The following is a 16,350-nucleotide window of genomic DNA, read 5'->3' as shown; positions in this document are numbered from 1 at the left end:
GGTTTTTGAGTCTGCCGAAATGGTTTTTGAGTCTGCCGAAATGGTTTTTGAGTCTGCCGAAATGGTTTTTGAGTCTGCCGAAATGGTTTTTGAGTCTTACCTCCCCAACTTCCCCTGCTCTAAAATCTTTTTAAATAACGTCCAGTAGGCGAACCCAAAACTTGTCCGTTGTTGTAAATCAGATTTCCCCGCAAAAAGGTAGTTTTGACTCTTCCAGTTAACTCTACTCCTTCAAACGGCGTATAACCTTGTTGTGACTCTGACTCAGCGGCACGTACCACAAAAGTTTCATTTGGATCTACCAGCACCAAATCAGCATCATAACCAATGGCAATGTCACCTTTTTGTAACAAACCAAAGCGTCGGGATGGATTCCAAGATAGCAACTTAGCCATGTGATTGTAGGACATCCCCCGCTTGCTACCTTCACTAAATACACCAGAAAGTAAATATTCTGTACCGCCAAAACCCGACTTTGCCAACCAAATATTATTTGGGTATTTAGCGCTTCTTTTTTGTTCGGCAGAACAGCAAGCATGGTCACTAACTATCCAATCTACTTGATGGTTAAGTACTGCTTGCCATAAGTATTCTACATCAGCACGAGGACGGATAGGGGGGTTTACTTTTGCCCAAGTAGCTGTGGGGGTATCGACATCTAACAGCAAATGTCCAATAGTAACTTCTCGCCGAAAATTAATATGAGGAAAAGCAGTTTGCATAGTCAAAGCTGCTTCCATTGCCTTACGCGAACTCAAGTGTAATAAATTGATATTTGCACAGTTAGTCTCATGTGCCAAATACGAAGCAATGCAAATTGCTAAACCTTCGGAATGAGGGGGACGCGCTGCACTGTAAGCGTGTAGTCCGCTCAGGCTGAAATCATTTTCAACTATTTTAGTATAGGCGTTAAGAATTTCTGCAACTTCGCAGTGCAAACTCAAGCTGATAGTATCTCGCGCTTCTGGATGTTTTTCCATCAAGCGAGTTAGACCGCGCATGATAAATTCAAAATGGGCAAAGTCGTACCTTTCCTCTTTATTAATCATCAAAAAGAGGTTTTGTTGGTCTGACAAACCATGCAAACCATAGCTGCCATAAAACATGAAGATTTTAAACGAAGATACACCGTGTTCTTCAAACAGTAAAGGTATTTCGTCAATATGCTGACTGGCAATAGGTGCAACGTGATAGCTGTAATCTACAAAAAAATTACCTGCGGATAAAGCCAACACCTCTGGGAAAAAATCTTTATAAGAGCCGCCTTTGTTAAGATAATACTGTCCTGTACGGATGTAATTCAGGCTAGTTGTTACTCCACCCATTGCTGCTGCTTTGGTTTCAGTCACAGCATCTTTGTCGAGAGGTTGATAGATACCAATGTGCATATGGGCATCTATGACCCCAGGAAAGCCTAGCAGGTTTTTGGCATCAAATACCTCTTTGCCTTTGTCTGGGCTAATATTAGGGGCAATCTGAGCAAATTTTCCATCCTTAATTCCCAAGTCAAGCAGTTCGATTACATCCTGATGGGGACGAACTACCCGCACATTTTTGATAATTTGATTCAATACAGAAGCTTCAGACACAGTAGACCTCACACTAAAATAAGTACAGAACCCAAATAGTTAGTGATGGATGGGCGTTGCTGATTATAAGTATGAATTTACCTCACGCCAAGGCGCAAAGGCGCAAAGAGTAAGAGATTGAAATAGTCAATTTTTAAATTTCATACTCGAATTCAGCAACGCCGATGGATGAATATCCTGGTTTAGTCAGGAATTACAACATCGTACTGGGAAGCAGACCAAATCCCATCATTATGTAACGGTTTTTTATGAAATCATCTTCAGGAGAAAAGACAATGGAAAGTTTTAATGAGTATCATATAGACCCAGAGCAATTTACTTTTCTCAAAAGCTTTCAAGATAACTGGCAAGTGATTAGAGATGAGTTTACACGCTTTATGAAAAATGCATCTGATGAAGAGTTAAAATTCACTTACGATATTCTGGGTCCTAAAAGTAAAACGATTAAAACCAAGGGTAATGCGAAATACAGTGCTTTTGGTATTTTATTTCAAGGTTTGTTTATTGAAGAATATATTCAAGTCCATCAAATAGAATATTCTGATTATGATTCAAATGATGCGTCAGAAAAAGCACTTGCATTAAGAGAGAAATATTTCCCAAATTTAGCTAAGGTGATAGAAAAAGTTAACTTTAGCGATGATAATCTCATCAGAAATGTCTATTTTGGTACATTCCATCCTGGCTTGGATATTAAGCTGCATGTGAACTATAATCCTCACATGAATCGTGGCTATTTAGGATTGATTGTACCAGAGGGAGATGTGGCTATGAAAATATGCCACGAGCAGCTTTATTGGCATGAAGGAAAATTCCTGGTTTTAGATCACAGCTACCCACACTGTCCGCATAATTACACCAATTATGATAGAACCGTCTTGGTTGTAGACTTTTTTAAACCGGATAAGCCTAGAGAGGAAGTGATGCAATTTGAAAAAGAGCAAGTCACACAACGTATGCAAGATAATCCTTACAGCTTAGGTGTTTTTGGGAAAAGCGATAAAGCTAAAGAAGAAGATTTTATCAAGTATGGTTTAGCTCATCAGTTAGAGTGGGATAAAGCCTTAGAAGCTTAATATGATCTCCACAATGAAACAAGATATCCGACTTATTTGATAAATCGGGTATCTGTACCTTTCAAAAGTTCTTCTTTAAAAATAATAATTGAGGAGTAAGGTAAATTTAAGATTTGGAAATGAACACAAAAACCTACAGAAAATTAATAGCAAAGCAACTTACCCTAGATTTTAAATCTGCGGTTGAAATTGTCGAACTGCCTATTCCCAAACCTGCTGCTAGTCAACTTTTAATTCAAAACAAATTCGCTGGCATTAACGGTGGATTTGACACTTTAGTTTGTCGTGGTGAAGTTCCCTACTTTAACTTGACCCCTCCTTTTGATTTGGGTGTGGAAGCAGTGGGAAAAGTTGTTGCTATAGGTGAAAATGTCAAAGATTTTCAAATAGGTGATGCTGTCATAACTACAGCGCTTGGTGGTGGTTATCGAGAATATCAGGTTATCGATGCAAACTTAGCGGTGAAGGTGCGCGAAGCTACACCAGAAGTGCTAACTCTGATGCCTACAGGTGTATCAGCTTTAGTTGCATTGGAACAAGTGGGGGAAATGAAAAGTAATGAAGTGGTTTTAGTGATAGCAGCAGCAGGAGGAACCGGTCATATTGCGGTGCAATTGGCAAAGTTAGCAGGTAATCATGTCATTGGTACTTGTAGCACCGAGGCAAAGGCAAATTTACTGAGGAAATTGGGGTGCGATCGCATTATCAACTATCACAAAGAAAATCTCAACCAAATCCTCAAACAAGAATTTAACAACGGCATTAACTTAATTTTTGAATGTGTCGGTAAACAAGTTTTCGATAGCTGCGTTGATAATTTGGCAATTCGTGGACGTTTAGTTACTATTGGTTACATTTCCGAATATGCGAAAAATATAGAACAGGTGCTACAACCTCGGATTTATCATCAACTGATGTGGAAAGCAGCTTCTGTGCGAGGTTTTTTGATGCCTCATTATAAAGAATATATCCCTGAGGCACGCGATCGCCTGTTAAACTTGTTCTACACAGACAAACTTAAAGTTGCCATTGACCCAACTGTGTTCAACGGCATAGAATCTATCCCAACAGCTGTGGAATATCTACTTACTGGTAAAAATTGCGGCAAAGTAGTTGTCAGATTTTAGTCAATCGGTGGTGACAATGACAGAAAAATCAGAAAATACTTTGAAAGTTGCACATCAAGCGTTTACACACTTTCAACACGGTTTGGCAACGGGAAAGTGGAACTCGTTTCTCGATATGCTTACTGAAGACTTTAGCTTTTGGTTTCCGATGGGAAAATTTCACGGTTTAAATGTCGGTAAACCAAAAGCTGAAGCTTTTTTCAATCATGTTACTGAAGTCTTCAATCCTGGGTTAACTCTGACTTTAGACAGCGTTACCAGCAATGAAAAGACGGTAGTTTTTGAGTTCCGTGATGAGGGAATGATGTACAAAGAACCTTATAAAAATCGCGTAGCTGTTGCTTTTGATGTGCGGGAAGACAAAATTTGTGGCTATCGAGAATATTTTGGTAGTGATGGTAAATCAAATTAAAAATTTGTTAGTGGTTAGTGGTTAGTGGTTGGTTGTTGGTGGAAGTGTTGTGAGTTATGAGTTGTAAAAAACTCCTCCTACCCATTACCCATTACCCATTACCCATTACCCATTACCCATTACCCATTACCCATTACCCATTACCCATTACCCATTACCCATTACCTATTAGTTAAGGTCGGGGTTTGAGTGGTTGAATTCTTGAGATTTAGCTTCTGCTGCTTGATATGCGTCTAAGTAGTCTTTGCCACCTAACATCACATCACCATAATATTCATAAGGTGCTGCACCATAAACTGGTAGCGGTTCGTCTTCTGGATAATCTTCTTTCGATTCTTCGATTATCGCTTTCAGTTTTTTCACGCTCAAGCTTTGTGCTGGAAAGTACCAGAATTCTTGCTCGTTTTTATTCAGGTGCGGTAAGGTAGGATCGATAATGCGTACAACACAGTCGTTGCCGGAAGTATCGCTTAATTCAATCCAAGCATGTTCAATCGGTTTGTAAGACCTACGACCAATAACTAAAAAGCCTTGCACGTAAGTTGCTCCCTCAGTCGCTAATGCTGCTTTGTAAGCATTGTCAAACGGAGTTCTAGCCTTGCTTTTTACGCTTTGAGCAATCTTGATAGAAAGCGTTTCATCTAATGCTTTGTCCATTTACAGCAACAAGAGTGAGCGCCGACTAGAATATCCTAGCACCTCAGCTAGGGGTGCGCGAAACGCTGCTTTTTTTCAGTCTCGAAAATACTTCTTTAGTAGCAGGTTTTATGTAGCTTTTAATTTTAAATTGATGAAATATTCACTTATATCAATACCGTATTTAACATATGCTTTCAGAAAAATCAGCTATTGCGACTACGGAAGCTGAGAAACTTCAGATAGAGGGAATTAGCGAACCTGTGATACTGCGTTATTTTGAAAGTTTAAACGCAGGAAACTTTGATGAGACTGCAAGCTTGTTTGCGTCGGATGGTGTGATGCAACCGCCGTTTGAATCTGGTATTGTGGGGAGTAACGCGATCGCTGCCTATTTAAAACAAGAAGCTCAAGGCATTAAAGCCGAACCTCGGCAGGGAATCTCCCAAAATTTGGATAATAATCAAATCGAATTTCAGGTCAGTGGCAAAGCACAAACTACTTGGTGCGGTGTCAACGTTATGTGGCTGTTTGTCCTCAACCAAGAACGGCAAATTCAATTTACTAGAATCAAACTTTTAGCTTCTCCTCAAGAATTGTTAAATTTGCGACGATGAGAGGGGAGAATTCTTAGCAGGGGACAAGGGGACAAGGAGACAAGGGGGACAAGGGGGACAAGGGGGAATTACCTATGCCCAATGCCCTATGCCCAATGCCCAATGCCCACTAACAACTTTTAACTTTTGGTAACTGTCGCTTTCTCAAAGGAGCGCAGGAGCATTTTTCGTCCTAAATCAATATGTGATGGCGCACACAGCCAATCTGGGTGTGCAGTCATCAACAAACTATCTAAAGTTTCTTGATCGAATAAATGCCAGATTAAAGCTTCATTAATTTGAGTTTCTACAGCATAACAGTTGAGACTGACACAGTAAATCGTGCAAGCACTGGCGATTCTATGCAAAGTCATTTGTTCCCCAGGGCTGAGTGAGCGAAATTGCTGCATCGCTAGCTTCAATTCACTGAGGGAAGATACTGTTAACCCAGGAAGTGCTATTGTCAGATTGCTATCTCCATTCACTGCAATCCAGTAATGACGACTAGGGTCAATTCCTACAAGCCAAGGTGATTCATCATCAAGGCAATAGCGTGGCGACAAATAAAAGGCTACTTCCATAGGAAAAATTATGATGCGTGCTTTTCAGTAATTGGTGATTTCGTGACAATCAAGCTGGGAGCTTTGATTGCACAAAATCGGCATAATGTGAGTTAATGTTTTAATATTTAATGATTAAAAGTTATAAATCAAATAAACTTAGCAAAAATTTTAACTTTGTTAACAATTCTCAATATAGAGAATACGTAGTAAGCGATTTATCGCTTAATTTGGGCACTGAAGTGCCCACTACGAAAGTAAAGTTTTTTCAATCTTTTGACTTATTTGCCTAGTTCAGACAGAGTGACTTCTAACTTGAGACAGTTACCACCATCACTCTGCAACTGGTACTCTACTTTATCCATTAAACGATGCATAATCAGCCAACCATAACCGCCTTCTTGCTTGTCCATTGGGTTGGGAGGAAAGTAGGTAGACATATCAAAGCCGTCACCGCGATCCCAAACTTCTAAGGCTATATCTTGGTCTTTGAGTTCCAAGCGAATTAAAACTGGTGCATTGGGCTGATCTTTGTGGGCGTGACGTACTACGTTTGAGTAAGCTTCCACCAAAGCTAGCCGCAAACGACTTGATAGCCGTGACCAATCAACTGTCTCTCCTAGCTGGATTTGTAAGCATCCTAGCAGCCAGCTTTCGACGATGCTTAAAAACTTTAAGTCACTTGGTACATGAAGCTCACTTTTCATTACTTACATAACCTCCAGTGAGAGAATAGTTTGGTCATCTTCTTGAACGTTGTTGTCTGCTTGGATGCGAGCTAGCAAATGGTTGAGAGAAAGTGGTTTAGGCTCACTTTTTAAGAGTTGCCAAAGACCTTCTTGATTCAACATAGAATGGCTAGCTGGCTGTGTGCCATCCACAGTTTTATTGTTTAACTGCGTCTGGTTTAATACCATTGCTTCAGTAATACCATCACTGGCGAGTAACAAGGTATCTCCAGCAGAAAGAACTAATTGACCAGACTGTGCTTGCCATTTGGGTAAAATCCCTAAAGGAATGCTGCGTACCTTGAGGTAATTGGGATTTTCTGCCAAATTTGCACTTGCTGTCCAATGCATCGGATAGATGTGACCGGCATTTGCGTAAACCAGTTCCCTAGTGGTGGGGGTATAACAAGCTAAGACGAGGGTGATGAAGCAATTGTTGCCGATCAAGTCCTCAGACAAAGCATGGTTGAGATTTTGGATAATTACGTTTGGCGGCGGTGGTAATTCTACAGATAATTCGCGGCGCAAAACGGAAATAGCACTTGACATGAATAAAGCTGCCGGGACACCTTTGCCGGAAACGTCACCGACTGCTAACCATAAGTCACCTTTGGGATGAGCAAAAACTTCAAAAAAATCTCCTCCTACTTCGCGGGCGGGGTAGCAGCAAGCTTGGATTTTCGCGCCTTTGATTTCAGGTAAGCTTTGACGCAGCAGGTTGTTTTGAATTTGGCGGGCAACTTCTAACTCGGCGCTGATTTGTTGTTGCTTTTCTTGGAGACGTTGATAGAGTTTTGCTTGGGAGAGGGCTAAAGCTGCTTGTTCGGCGACTCCGGTAATTAGCTGGATATCTTCATCTTGCCAAGTGCTTGAGCCTCCTTGTTGATATAAAGCAAGAACTGCTAAAAGTTGTTGTTGATAGCTTATAGGCACAACTAGTTGATGACAGCAGCCGCCTTCTACATCTTGAGATAGCTGATATTGACGGGTTTCAAGAACTTTTTCAATCAACAAGCTGGGGTCAAAGGTACAACAGTTGTTGATAGGAGTTTTAGGGTTTTGGTAAGAAAACTCATCTAGGGTGAGGCGATCGCTTTCCACTGGTTTGAGTAAACAACAAGTCGCTTCAAATGTCTGTCCAATGGTGGCGACAATCTTTTGCAGCATACTGCTATAGTCCAAAGACTCGCGAATTGCTGTTGTCACTGCATTAAACAAAGATTCTCGCCGCAAAGCGCGACGCAACTCAGCCGTGCGTTTCTTCAACACCAGATATGTATCAACCGCTTGCCCGACTATTGCTTTCAGGCGATCGGGATTCCAGGGTTTAGTAATATACTTAAACACCTGACCGGAGTTGATCGCGTCTACCAAATCCTCCACATCAGTAAAGCCCGTCAGCAAAATCCGAATCGTATCCGGAAAGCGATCTACCGTGCGACTGAGAAATTCTGTGCCGTTCATCTCTGGCATTCTTTGGTCAGAGATAATTACAGCCATTTCCCCTTCTCTGTCTAAGATTTCGATGGCATCTCGTGCATGACTTGCTCTATATACTTGAAAATCTCGCCTAAAAGTGCGGTAGAGTAAATCTAAGTTATCTGGCTCGTCATCCACCACCATCAGCTTTAGTTTGCCTACATCTGTCTCAGTCATATTTGACTTTATTTTTCAGATTCTTTAATAGCGAGATGCTGCATTATTTATCTCACCCGATAATTAACAAAACAATACAAAAGTAGCACTCATTAAAGAGAAGATACCCACTTTGAAGGTATAAATTCCTCAAAGGTGTAAACTTACCTTTAATCGCCTTTCTTTAGCTTACGAGCGATTAACTTTATCCCACTAAGCCAGAACGCAAAGCGCGGACTGCTGCTTGGGTGCGGTCATCAGCGCATAGCTTATTCAAAATATTCCGGACATGAGTTTTCACCGTTCCGACGGTAATGTACAGTCTTTCGGCGATTAATGCATTACTACAACCTTCGACGATCAACTGTAACACTTCTAACTCTCTTTCTGTCAGGGTGTATGGGTCAATAATTTCTTCATTTTCACTTTGATCTTGCTTCAGGGGAAAGCCTTTACTATCCACTGATGGGACTTCTGGCTTGGATGGATTTTGTTGTGCTTGTTGTAAAACTATGCGAGCGATCGCAGGATCGATCCAAGAGTTGCCATTGTAAGTCACTCGCACTGCTTCGAGCAAATTATCAAACCCAATATCCTTCATGCAGTAGGAATCAGCCCCAGCCGCAAAAGCTGCCAGCACCGCTTCTTTATTATCCCGCAATGTTAAAATTAACACTTTGGTTTCTAAGCTTTCTTGACTAGCAGTAGATTTTACTTCGCGTGTAAGCTCAATGCCATCCTTATCTGGTAAACCAATATCTATAATAGCGATGTCGGGATGTAACGTTTTTAACATTTTCATTCCATCAGCCGCAGTCGCAGCTTCGCCGACAACTTCAATTTCATCCTTTTGTAGTAGTGCTGTCTTAATACCCACACGGGTGAGGTCATGATCTTCAATTAGAGCCACACGAATTTTACTCATAATCAACTTCCGCCCGTTACACTACCTTAACTGTCAAATCGAGTTTACTAAAAAGTCCTAGCAGATGCAGTTTTAAAACATCTGAAAAACATATAAAGGCGCTTTGTAAGCCAGATACATAAGAAGATTGCCCGTGTTTTAGGTATTTGTTCTTTATGCGAACATGACTAACAATAAAATCAGGGCTGCTTTGCCACAACTACAAGCACCCAATATCAATTAGTTTAACGGGAATGGGGCATGGGGAATAGGGAGATGGGGAGATGGAGTAGAGACGTTCCGACGGAACGTCTGTGGGTGCAGTGGGGGAGGATGGGGAATTTGGAACAAATTTGATAGACTATCGTTCGATGAACTTGGTGTGAGGCTAATCAAGAATAGGCTATGTCTAAACACTATCAAGTGTTTTCGGTTTTGGGACTACCGATTCATTTAATCACTAACTATCCCAACTGGTTGCTAGAACGACTGCAACAAGGTAAGGGAACTCATGTGGTAACGCTGAATGCAGAAATGACTATGCAAGCAGAGCGAAATACATCTTTAGCTAAGGTGATTCAAGCTGCTGAATTAGTGATTCCAGACGGAGCGGGGGTAGTTCTGTATTTACAGTTACTATTAAGGCAAAAAATACAACGTTGTCCAGGAATTGAGCTATCAGAAAAACTGTTGCGAGAAGTTGAGCGTCATACTGACGCAAAAGTGTTTTTCTATGGAGGTGCGCCAAAAGTCGCTGCAACAGCGGCAGAGTTTTGGCTTTCTCAATTACCGAAATTGCGTATAGCAGGTACTCACTCCGGCTATCATTCGCCAGAAGAAGAAGAACAATTACGACAAACTCTTAGCCAATTACAGCCTCAAGTGATTTTTGTCGGTTTGGGAGTGCCGCGTCAAGAGTTATGGATTGCTCAAAACCGACATTTGTGTCCGCAAGCAATTTGGATCGGCGTTGGTGGTAGTTTTGATATTTGGTCGGGGACAAAATCTCGCGCTCCTGCGTGGTTGGGAGATAATAATCTCGAATGGCTGTATCGACTTTATCAAGAACCTTGGCGCTGGCGCCGCATGTTGGCTTTGCCGGAATTTGCTTGGAAAGCTGTAGTTTATCGGTTGACGGCAAGAGGTGCAATTAGTTAAACAGAATCGTTGTGGCGAATCGCCCGCACCCTAGAAAAGTGAGGGTGTCAAAAAATTTGGAATTTTTGGTGTTGAATTTGTGATTCCCAGGCATAACCTGGGAATTCTTATTTTAAAGCTAATGTGTAGGTAAAATCCAGCAATGCCAGTATTGACACCGAAAGAAACTACTGAAAAATTTCTTCTTCAGGAGAGGGAAACTCAAGGACGCAGTAAAAGTACTGTGCCGATGGTGCAGTTGCGCTCGGTGACAAAAACTTATAACAATGGCTCTCAAGCGTTGTTTGATTTGAATTTGTCGGTAAAACAGGGAGATTTTCTGTTTGTCACTGGTCCTAGTGGTTCGGGTAAATCAACGCTGTTGAAACTGCTGTATGGTGAGGAGTTGCCTACACAGGGAGAGGTGATGGTTGATGAGTGTAATGTGGCAAAAATGAAAGGCGATCGCTTGTCTTTTTTGCGCCGACGTATTGGCATTGTATTTCAAGACTACAAGCTAATTCCCCAGCGGACTGTGGCGGAAAATGTCACTTTTGTCTTGCAAGCTCAAGGATACACCCGCAAGGAAATTCTACGCCGCTTGGAACCAACTTTAAAGCTAGTAGGTTTACTTTCCAAAGCTGACTGCTTTCCCGATCAACTTTCTGGAGGAGAACAACAACGGGTGAGTATTGCGCGAGCGATCGTAGCTACACCTCCGCTGATTTTGGCAGATGAACCAACTGGAAATCTCGATTTTGATAATTCTTGGCAAGTGATGCAAATTCTCCAGAAGTTAAACTCGTTTGGAGCAACGGTAATTGTTACCACCCACGATGAACAGTTAGTGCGGCGGTGCAATCATCCTGTGGTACAAGTTCGTAATGGTCGGTTGTATCGAAAGTAGTTGGTTGGTAATTGGGAAAAAGGTAATTGGTAATTGGTAGTTGGTAGTTGGTTGTTGGTAGTTAGTTGTTAGTTGTTAGTTGTTAGTTGTAAAAAAGTACTCCTACCCATTACCCATTACCCATTCCCCATTACCCATTCCCCATTACCCATTACCCACTACCCATTACCCATTACCCATTCCCCATTACCCATTACCCATTAACTAATATGTATGCTGTTTGACTTTGGCGGAGAGAGGCTTTAAAGGAGTTGCCGAACTGGATGATATTTGTTCTCCTAAATCTAGTGCTTGCAAACTCTCAAAAGCTGCTTCGCGAATCATGACTTCTTCTTCTCGACTAATTAAAAGTCGCAAGCATTCGATAATATTTTGCTTCACAGAAGAGTCAATGCGGTTATTGTTAACGAATTTGGTGAGCCGACGTAGGGCAATCAGACGCTTGAGGGGGTCTTGTTCTGTCAAGGTGAGCAATAAGCGATCTAGTTGCTCTTCTTCTCGAATGCTGTAAAAGCTGACGATTTGCCACACTAATAAAATTATAGTTAATAGTGTCCCCAAAGCTTGCAAAATTGCACCCGCAGCAATCCAACGACTGTTGGAGTCAACCCAAATGGCAGCAGCCATGTAAGTGCTGAGGGTGGCAATACCGCCACTTGTAACTGATAAAGCTAACCGGCGGTTGGGATTGTTAAATAATTTACGAATTTTTAACATGTGCGATCGCCAATCCCACCGCTGCATTGAGTAGACTAACACCATTATCCCAACGCCGACAATAATTGCCAACAGCAGTTTCCAGTTCCACAAAAGCATCGCAATGACAATTGTCAAAAACCCTAAGTATCCTCCTGGTTCTCGGTATAGTTTAAGATTTGGTTGCTTTGTGGCTCTTTCTGTCTTGAATAAAAGCGACCACTTTGCAAGCTGGTTGAGCAATTGCTGCCAAGAAGATGAAGCCTGTGCCACAGTGTTTACCTAAGGGAATTACAAGATTGCTTAATATATCAGTTTTCACTGATACCTGGGGTGTAGTTCACAATCAATATACTCTACAAGCATACCTGTGTATAGTCTGGTATAACGATTTTGTCAAGGAGTTTTTATTTTGTTTTAAAAACAGAAACTAAAGTCATCAATGATGAATTGACCATCAAAAGTGCTGAAGGTAATGCGGTGGATGTCATTCGCCGTTAAAGATAATAACGTACTGGGGGGCAGCGCCGAGTCAGAGTTGGCAAGATTAGCTGCTGGTAGTGCTGTTTGGGTGAGTAGTTGGTTGTGGCGATCGTAAGCGCAAAGTACTAACCGCTGGGAACTTGTGACAAACGTACTAACCCAGTGGACTGGACGCAGGAAAGTAGCTTCTAAAAATCCGCTTTTGGGCGACCCCATCAACACTGTAACCCCCGAATGAGTGGGAAATGCTGGGTTTGAGGGTTGTATTGCGACAGAATTATGAAATATGACACCCCACTGTTCATATTGTCGCTCCACAGCCTCAAAGCATTTCAAATCTTCTAAATTCAAACAAATACAAGTAGGTACAGCTGCCTGTTCTTCGTCAATATCTATTTGATTTTGACTCTTGCAAGCTGAATCTATTGTTTCTTTTTCAACACTTACGTAGTTTTCACGTAAAAATTTACGGTCTTCAAACGTTGGTAGTTTATTCGATTGAAGAGTAGCCTCCTTTATCATGACGCCCCGCTTTACCATTGCCTAGAGAATAATTTAGTTACTAGCTACATCGGATTGATTATTTCTCGGTGCAGAACTAGAGTTATTAAGTGATATTAATGAACACTCCGAGTATTCTTGACGCTCAAAACTATCGGTAATGTTTCTGATAGAATATCATAAATAATTTCTCAAGTACCTCAGTCCTAAGTGATACTCGCTACAGTAAGAAAACCGCTAGTGACAATATCTTCGAGCAAAAATCTGGAGATGAAGTGAAAAAAAATCACAAAGTCTTTACAAGTAAAGCAGTAGTTTTACATTTACTTAATCAGACCCAGATGAAGGAAGAGGGGAATGGGGAGGGGAAAGGATTTTTAATCTTGGGTAAAGAGAAAAGGGGAAAGGTACGGTTAGAAAATGTAAGTGAATAATTTCAAATAACTCTATATTTCTTTACATGAGTCTTTTTACCCCTCCTGAGTAAGAAGTTCTAAAGTTCTCTGTTCGTCGATGATAAGAATAGTGAGAATTTTAAACTCCACACCCTAAGTGTTGGGGACAGATGAAGCAACTGTCATTGGCGTTTAGCAACCATAACAGAAAACACAAAACACGTATGTTTCAGCCATTGGGATTTGAGCAACGCTCCGTAAATACCTCATTAGGTAGAATTGTATATTATACTGCCGTCGGTTCGCCTTATGAGGATGAGGTAACTGCCCCCACAAAAAAGGAAACTTTAGTGTTTCTACATGCTTTTGGTGGTGGTTCTTCTGCATATGAGTGGTCAAAAGTTTATCCTGCTTTTGCTGCCGAGTATCGAATAATAGCACCAGACTTGATCGGATGGGGTAGATCTGAGCATCCGGCGCGAAATTATAAGATTGATGATTATACAACGATGATTCGGGAGTTTTTAGAGCAGACTTGTACAGAAGCGGTGACAGTAATTGCTTCTTCGCTGACAGCGGCGTTTACAATTCGAGTAGCGATCGCTCGTCCTGATTTATTCAAGTCGCTGATTCTCACTTTACCTGCTGGACTTTCCGACTTTGGCGAAAATTACTCTGGCAGTATTTTTGCCCAGATTGTCAGCGTTCCCATTCTTGACCGCTTGCTGTATACTACAGGAATTGCCACTAGTTCTGGTATTCGCAATTTCTTAGAACAACGCCAATTTGCCGATTCTAGTCGCGTCTACGAGGAAATTGTCGAAGCTTATTTAGAATCAGCGCGTCAGCCAAATGCTGAATATGCGGCACTGTCTTTTGTGCGTGGCGATTTGTGCTTTGATTTATCGCTTTATATTCAACAATTGACAACTCCCACGGCGATAATTTGGGGGCAAAAGTCAGAATTTACTGGTCCAGAAATTGGTCGGCGTCTTGCGGAAATGAATCCGCAAGCAATTCGCGTTTTTCAAGAGTTACAAAATGTGGGATTAACGCCACAGTTAGAATTGCCAGCGGTGACAATTGGTTTAATTCGGCGATTTTTGCCTTTGTTGAGTAGTTGATTAGCAGTAGATCCCCGACTTCTTTAAGAAGTCGGGGATCTGAACCTGTCCTACATTTTCTTTAATTGCAGGTTACTTGTCTTTCAATCTTAAATCGATAACAGTAGCATTGAAGTTGTAATTAAAGCCTTCTAACTCAAAAGGCATCCCAATTTTAACTTTACTGTTACCTAAAACTGGTCCATTTTCAGTGATATTCGCTTTGCCTTCTAAGGTCAAAAGCATATCTCGACTAAAATTGTTTGCTCTCGGATCGGGCAATTCTTTGACAGAACCATCAGGTTGAGGAACACTTACGGTTCTAGGTATTTCTTGAATAGATTTAATCCCAATTTGACCGTAGGGTTGATTGCGGATAATAACGTTAGTTTTGCCACCTTTTGTAAACCCTTTTTCGTATAGCTGTTGCGGGTCGCGCAGATTCAATCCTCTAACAACTAAATCTACCTCTATAGGTACTGTTTTCGAGTTAATTTGAGCAACAGAACCAGAAGTTCCGGGAAAGACAAAGATGCCGAATATGACTAATAAAATTACCAGCGCGGCACCAAAATCGAGAAGGTTGATTTTACCGAATAAGCGACCTTTGGAATCTAAAAGAGCCATAAGCAGTTTTCAATTCTTAATAGCGGAATAATTGATTGTTGCAACGCCGTGTATAGTAGAGAACCGCTTACACTCGTTGCTTGTTCTAAAAGCAGCTGGGATTCTCGGTCATGCGACAGTGTATCATGACGTGCCCAAAAGATGTGCAAAGTAAACAGATTGGACTTGTGACAATTTTTCGTTGCTGTGAGAATAAAAGTGTAGGCTATTGTTGGCTTGTAGTCAGCCAGCCTTTTTGACTCATCTTTTGGGGCTGTACTCGCTCTTCGCGCACTTTGTTTAGTATTAAGTCAAATGCAACTTAGAATTGGATAAATCCGTCCTATAGTTTTACGTTCTCCTAAAATACTCAGCTGTGCCGGATTATGATGAATTGGAAAGGCTTAGTAAATTACCGTTTTTGGCGACATCGCTTGATTTATCCGTTAATTTCGGTGGTAGTTGCCTTGAGTCTTTGCTTGAGTACACCTTTACCAGGGAAGGCTATAGATTTATTGCCTCTCATTTTCCAAGGTGCCCAGTTATTTCAGCTATCTAATATATCCGATCGCCAAGAAGTTGATCTTGGCAAACAGATTAATCAGCAATTACAAAGCAGTGATATTCGTCTTTATCGTAATTCACAAGTAAATAACTACGTCCGGCAAATTGGACAGCGTTTAGTAGCATCTAGCGATCGCCCGGATATTCCCTATACTTTCCAGGTGGTTGATGATGACGGTATTAACGCTTTTGCCACAATGGGAGGCTTTGTCTATATCAACACCGGTACGATAAAAGCCGCAGCAAATGAAGCGGAATTGGCAAGTGTTATCGGTCATGAAATGGGACACATCGGTGGAAAACACGCACTCAAACAGATGCGGCAAAAAGCACTCGAAAGCGGACTTTTAACAGCAGCAGGTTTAGATCGAAATCAAGCGGTAGCCATTGGTGTGCAAGTAGCGAGAAACCTTCCGCGCAGTCGTCAAAATGAATTTGATGCCGATCAAAGAGGATTAAGAACTTTGACACGCGCTGGTTATGCACAGTCGGCGATGCCTGCTTTTATGCAAAAATTGGTATCAAAGAATTCTACACCAGGATTTTTGAGTACGCACCCGGCAACAGGCGATCGCATTCAAGCCCTCAAACGTGCCATAAACTCTCAACCTAGCAATCGCGGTGAAGGATTGGATGGTGCAGCTTATAAAGCAAATATTCGACCTTTATAGGGTTAATACTCTCCCTTGTCCACG

The 16,350-nt window shown here is 41.5% G+C and carries 18 protein-coding genes; 9 read left to right on the top strand and 9 right to left on the bottom strand.

What is annotated here, in order from left to right:
* Window positions 1-119 precede the first annotated feature (119 nt).
* Window positions 120-1,589: an amidohydrolase family protein gene (locus PI95_RS22255; protein ID WP_039741590.1), complete on the bottom strand. Its 1,470-nt coding sequence runs from the start codon at window positions 1,587-1,589 to the stop codon at window positions 120-122.
* A 275-nt stretch (window positions 1,590-1,864) separates the two neighbouring features.
* On the opposite strand from PI95_RS22255, the gene PI95_RS22250 reads away from it, so the two are divergent.
* The 3 genes from PI95_RS22250 to PI95_RS22240 all read left to right on the top strand — a co-directional run bounded on the left by PI95_RS22250 (window position 1,865) and on the right by PI95_RS22240 (window position 4,204).
* Window positions 1,865-2,665, top strand: a complete 801-nt coding sequence (locus PI95_RS22250; protein ID WP_039741587.1) for an aspartyl/asparaginyl beta-hydroxylase domain-containing protein — start codon at window positions 1,865-1,867, stop codon at window positions 2,663-2,665.
* A 119-nt stretch (window positions 2,666-2,784) separates the two neighbouring features.
* On the top strand, window positions 2,785-3,792 hold the full coding sequence (locus PI95_RS22245; protein ID WP_039741087.1) for a zinc-binding dehydrogenase: 1,008 nt from the start codon (window positions 2,785-2,787) through the stop codon (window positions 3,790-3,792).
* Window positions 3,793-3,808: 16 nt separating this feature from the next.
* Window positions 3,809-4,204: a nuclear transport factor 2 family protein gene (locus PI95_RS22240; RefSeq protein WP_039741584.1), complete on the top strand. Its 396-nt coding sequence runs from the start codon at window positions 3,809-3,811 to the stop codon at window positions 4,202-4,204.
* A 168-nt stretch (window positions 4,205-4,372) separates the two neighbouring features.
* Here the strand turns inward: PI95_RS22240 and PI95_RS22235 are convergent, their stop codons facing one another.
* Complete coding sequence (locus PI95_RS22235; RefSeq protein ID WP_039741084.1) at window positions 4,373-4,861, bottom strand: hypothetical protein; 489 nt, start codon at window positions 4,859-4,861, stop codon at window positions 4,373-4,375.
* Window positions 4,862-5,031: 170 nt separating this feature from the next.
* Here PI95_RS22235 and PI95_RS22230 point away from each other — a divergent pair, with 170 nt between their 5' ends.
* Window positions 5,032-5,457, top strand: a complete 426-nt coding sequence (locus PI95_RS22230) for a ketosteroid isomerase family protein (protein ID WP_039741082.1) — start codon at window positions 5,032-5,034, stop codon at window positions 5,455-5,457.
* Between the two features lie 119 nt (window positions 5,458-5,576).
* Here the strand turns inward: PI95_RS22230 and PI95_RS22225 are convergent, their stop codons facing one another.
* From PI95_RS22225 to PI95_RS22210, 4 genes are all read right to left on the bottom strand, one after another.
* Window positions 5,577-6,017, bottom strand: a complete 441-nt coding sequence (locus tag PI95_RS22225) for a hypothetical protein (protein ID WP_039741080.1) — start codon at window positions 6,015-6,017, stop codon at window positions 5,577-5,579.
* Between the two features lie 260 nt (window positions 6,018-6,277).
* Window positions 6,278-6,703, bottom strand: a complete 426-nt coding sequence (locus tag PI95_RS22220; RefSeq protein ID WP_039741078.1) for an ATP-binding protein — start codon at window positions 6,701-6,703, stop codon at window positions 6,278-6,280.
* Between the two features lie 3 nt (window positions 6,704-6,706).
* Complete coding sequence (locus PI95_RS22215) at window positions 6,707-8,380, bottom strand: SpoIIE family protein phosphatase (RefSeq protein ID WP_039741076.1); 1,674 nt, start codon at window positions 8,378-8,380, stop codon at window positions 6,707-6,709.
* 184 nt (window positions 8,381-8,564) lie between these two features.
* On the bottom strand, window positions 8,565-9,284 hold the full coding sequence (locus tag PI95_RS22210; protein ID WP_039741074.1) for a response regulator transcription factor: 720 nt from the start codon (window positions 9,282-9,284) through the stop codon (window positions 8,565-8,567).
* Between the two features lie 384 nt (window positions 9,285-9,668).
* Between PI95_RS22210 and PI95_RS22205 the strand changes: the two genes are divergently transcribed.
* From PI95_RS22205 to PI95_RS36930, 3 genes are all read left to right on the top strand, one after another.
* Entirely contained in the window at window positions 9,669-10,421 is a 753-nt protein-coding gene (locus PI95_RS22205; RefSeq protein ID WP_039741072.1) for a WecB/TagA/CpsF family glycosyltransferase, read from the top strand.
* A gap of 142 nt (window positions 10,422-10,563) precedes the next feature.
* Window positions 10,564-11,307: a cell division ATP-binding protein FtsE gene (ftsE, locus tag PI95_RS22200; protein ID WP_039741070.1), complete on the top strand. Its 744-nt coding sequence runs from the start codon at window positions 10,564-10,566 to the stop codon at window positions 11,305-11,307.
* A 79-nt stretch (window positions 11,308-11,386) separates the two neighbouring features.
* Complete coding sequence (locus PI95_RS36930) at window positions 11,387-11,515, top strand: hypothetical protein (protein WP_268896807.1); 129 nt, start codon at window positions 11,387-11,389, stop codon at window positions 11,513-11,515.
* On the opposite strand, the gene PI95_RS22195 is transcribed toward PI95_RS36930, so the two are convergent.
* Together PI95_RS22195 and PI95_RS22190 are read right to left on the bottom strand one after the other, a co-directional pair.
* On the bottom strand, window positions 11,512-12,276 hold the full coding sequence (locus PI95_RS22195; protein WP_039741068.1) for a hypothetical protein: 765 nt from the start codon (window positions 12,274-12,276) through the stop codon (window positions 11,512-11,514). The two genes, PI95_RS36930 and PI95_RS22195, sit on opposite strands and share 4 nt — an antisense overlap.
* A 144-nt stretch (window positions 12,277-12,420) precedes the next feature.
* The gene (locus PI95_RS22190; RefSeq protein WP_039741581.1) at window positions 12,421-13,008 is read right to left on the bottom strand and encodes a hypothetical protein; all 588 of its coding nucleotides are present in this window, start codon (window positions 13,006-13,008) and stop codon (window positions 12,421-12,423) included.
* A 598-nt stretch (window positions 13,009-13,606) separates the two neighbouring features.
* Between PI95_RS22190 and PI95_RS22185 the strand changes: the two genes are divergently transcribed.
* Window positions 13,607-14,506, top strand: a complete 900-nt coding sequence (locus PI95_RS22185) for an alpha/beta fold hydrolase (protein WP_039741578.1) — start codon at window positions 13,607-13,609, stop codon at window positions 14,504-14,506.
* Between the two features lie 72 nt (window positions 14,507-14,578).
* On the opposite strand, the gene PI95_RS22180 is transcribed toward PI95_RS22185, so the two are convergent.
* The gene (locus PI95_RS22180) at window positions 14,579-15,112 is read right to left on the bottom strand and encodes a DUF4330 domain-containing protein (protein ID WP_039741066.1); all 534 of its coding nucleotides are present in this window, start codon (window positions 15,110-15,112) and stop codon (window positions 14,579-14,581) included.
* 365 nt (window positions 15,113-15,477) lie between these two features.
* Here PI95_RS22180 and PI95_RS22175 point away from each other — a divergent pair, with 365 nt between their 5' ends.
* A complete protein-coding gene (locus PI95_RS22175) occupies window positions 15,478-16,326 on the top strand; it encodes a M48 family metallopeptidase (RefSeq protein WP_163519093.1) in 849 nt (282 codons plus the stop codon).
* Window positions 16,327-16,350: the final 24 nt, after the last annotated feature.

Source organism: Hassallia byssoidea VB512170 (genome assembly GCF_000817785.2).
Classification (GTDB): domain Bacteria; phylum Cyanobacteriota; class Cyanobacteriia; order Cyanobacteriales; family Nostocaceae; genus Hassallia; species Hassallia carrinoi.
Note: the sequence above shows the minus strand (reverse complement) of the source record. Positions and strands in the feature narration are given on the sequence as shown.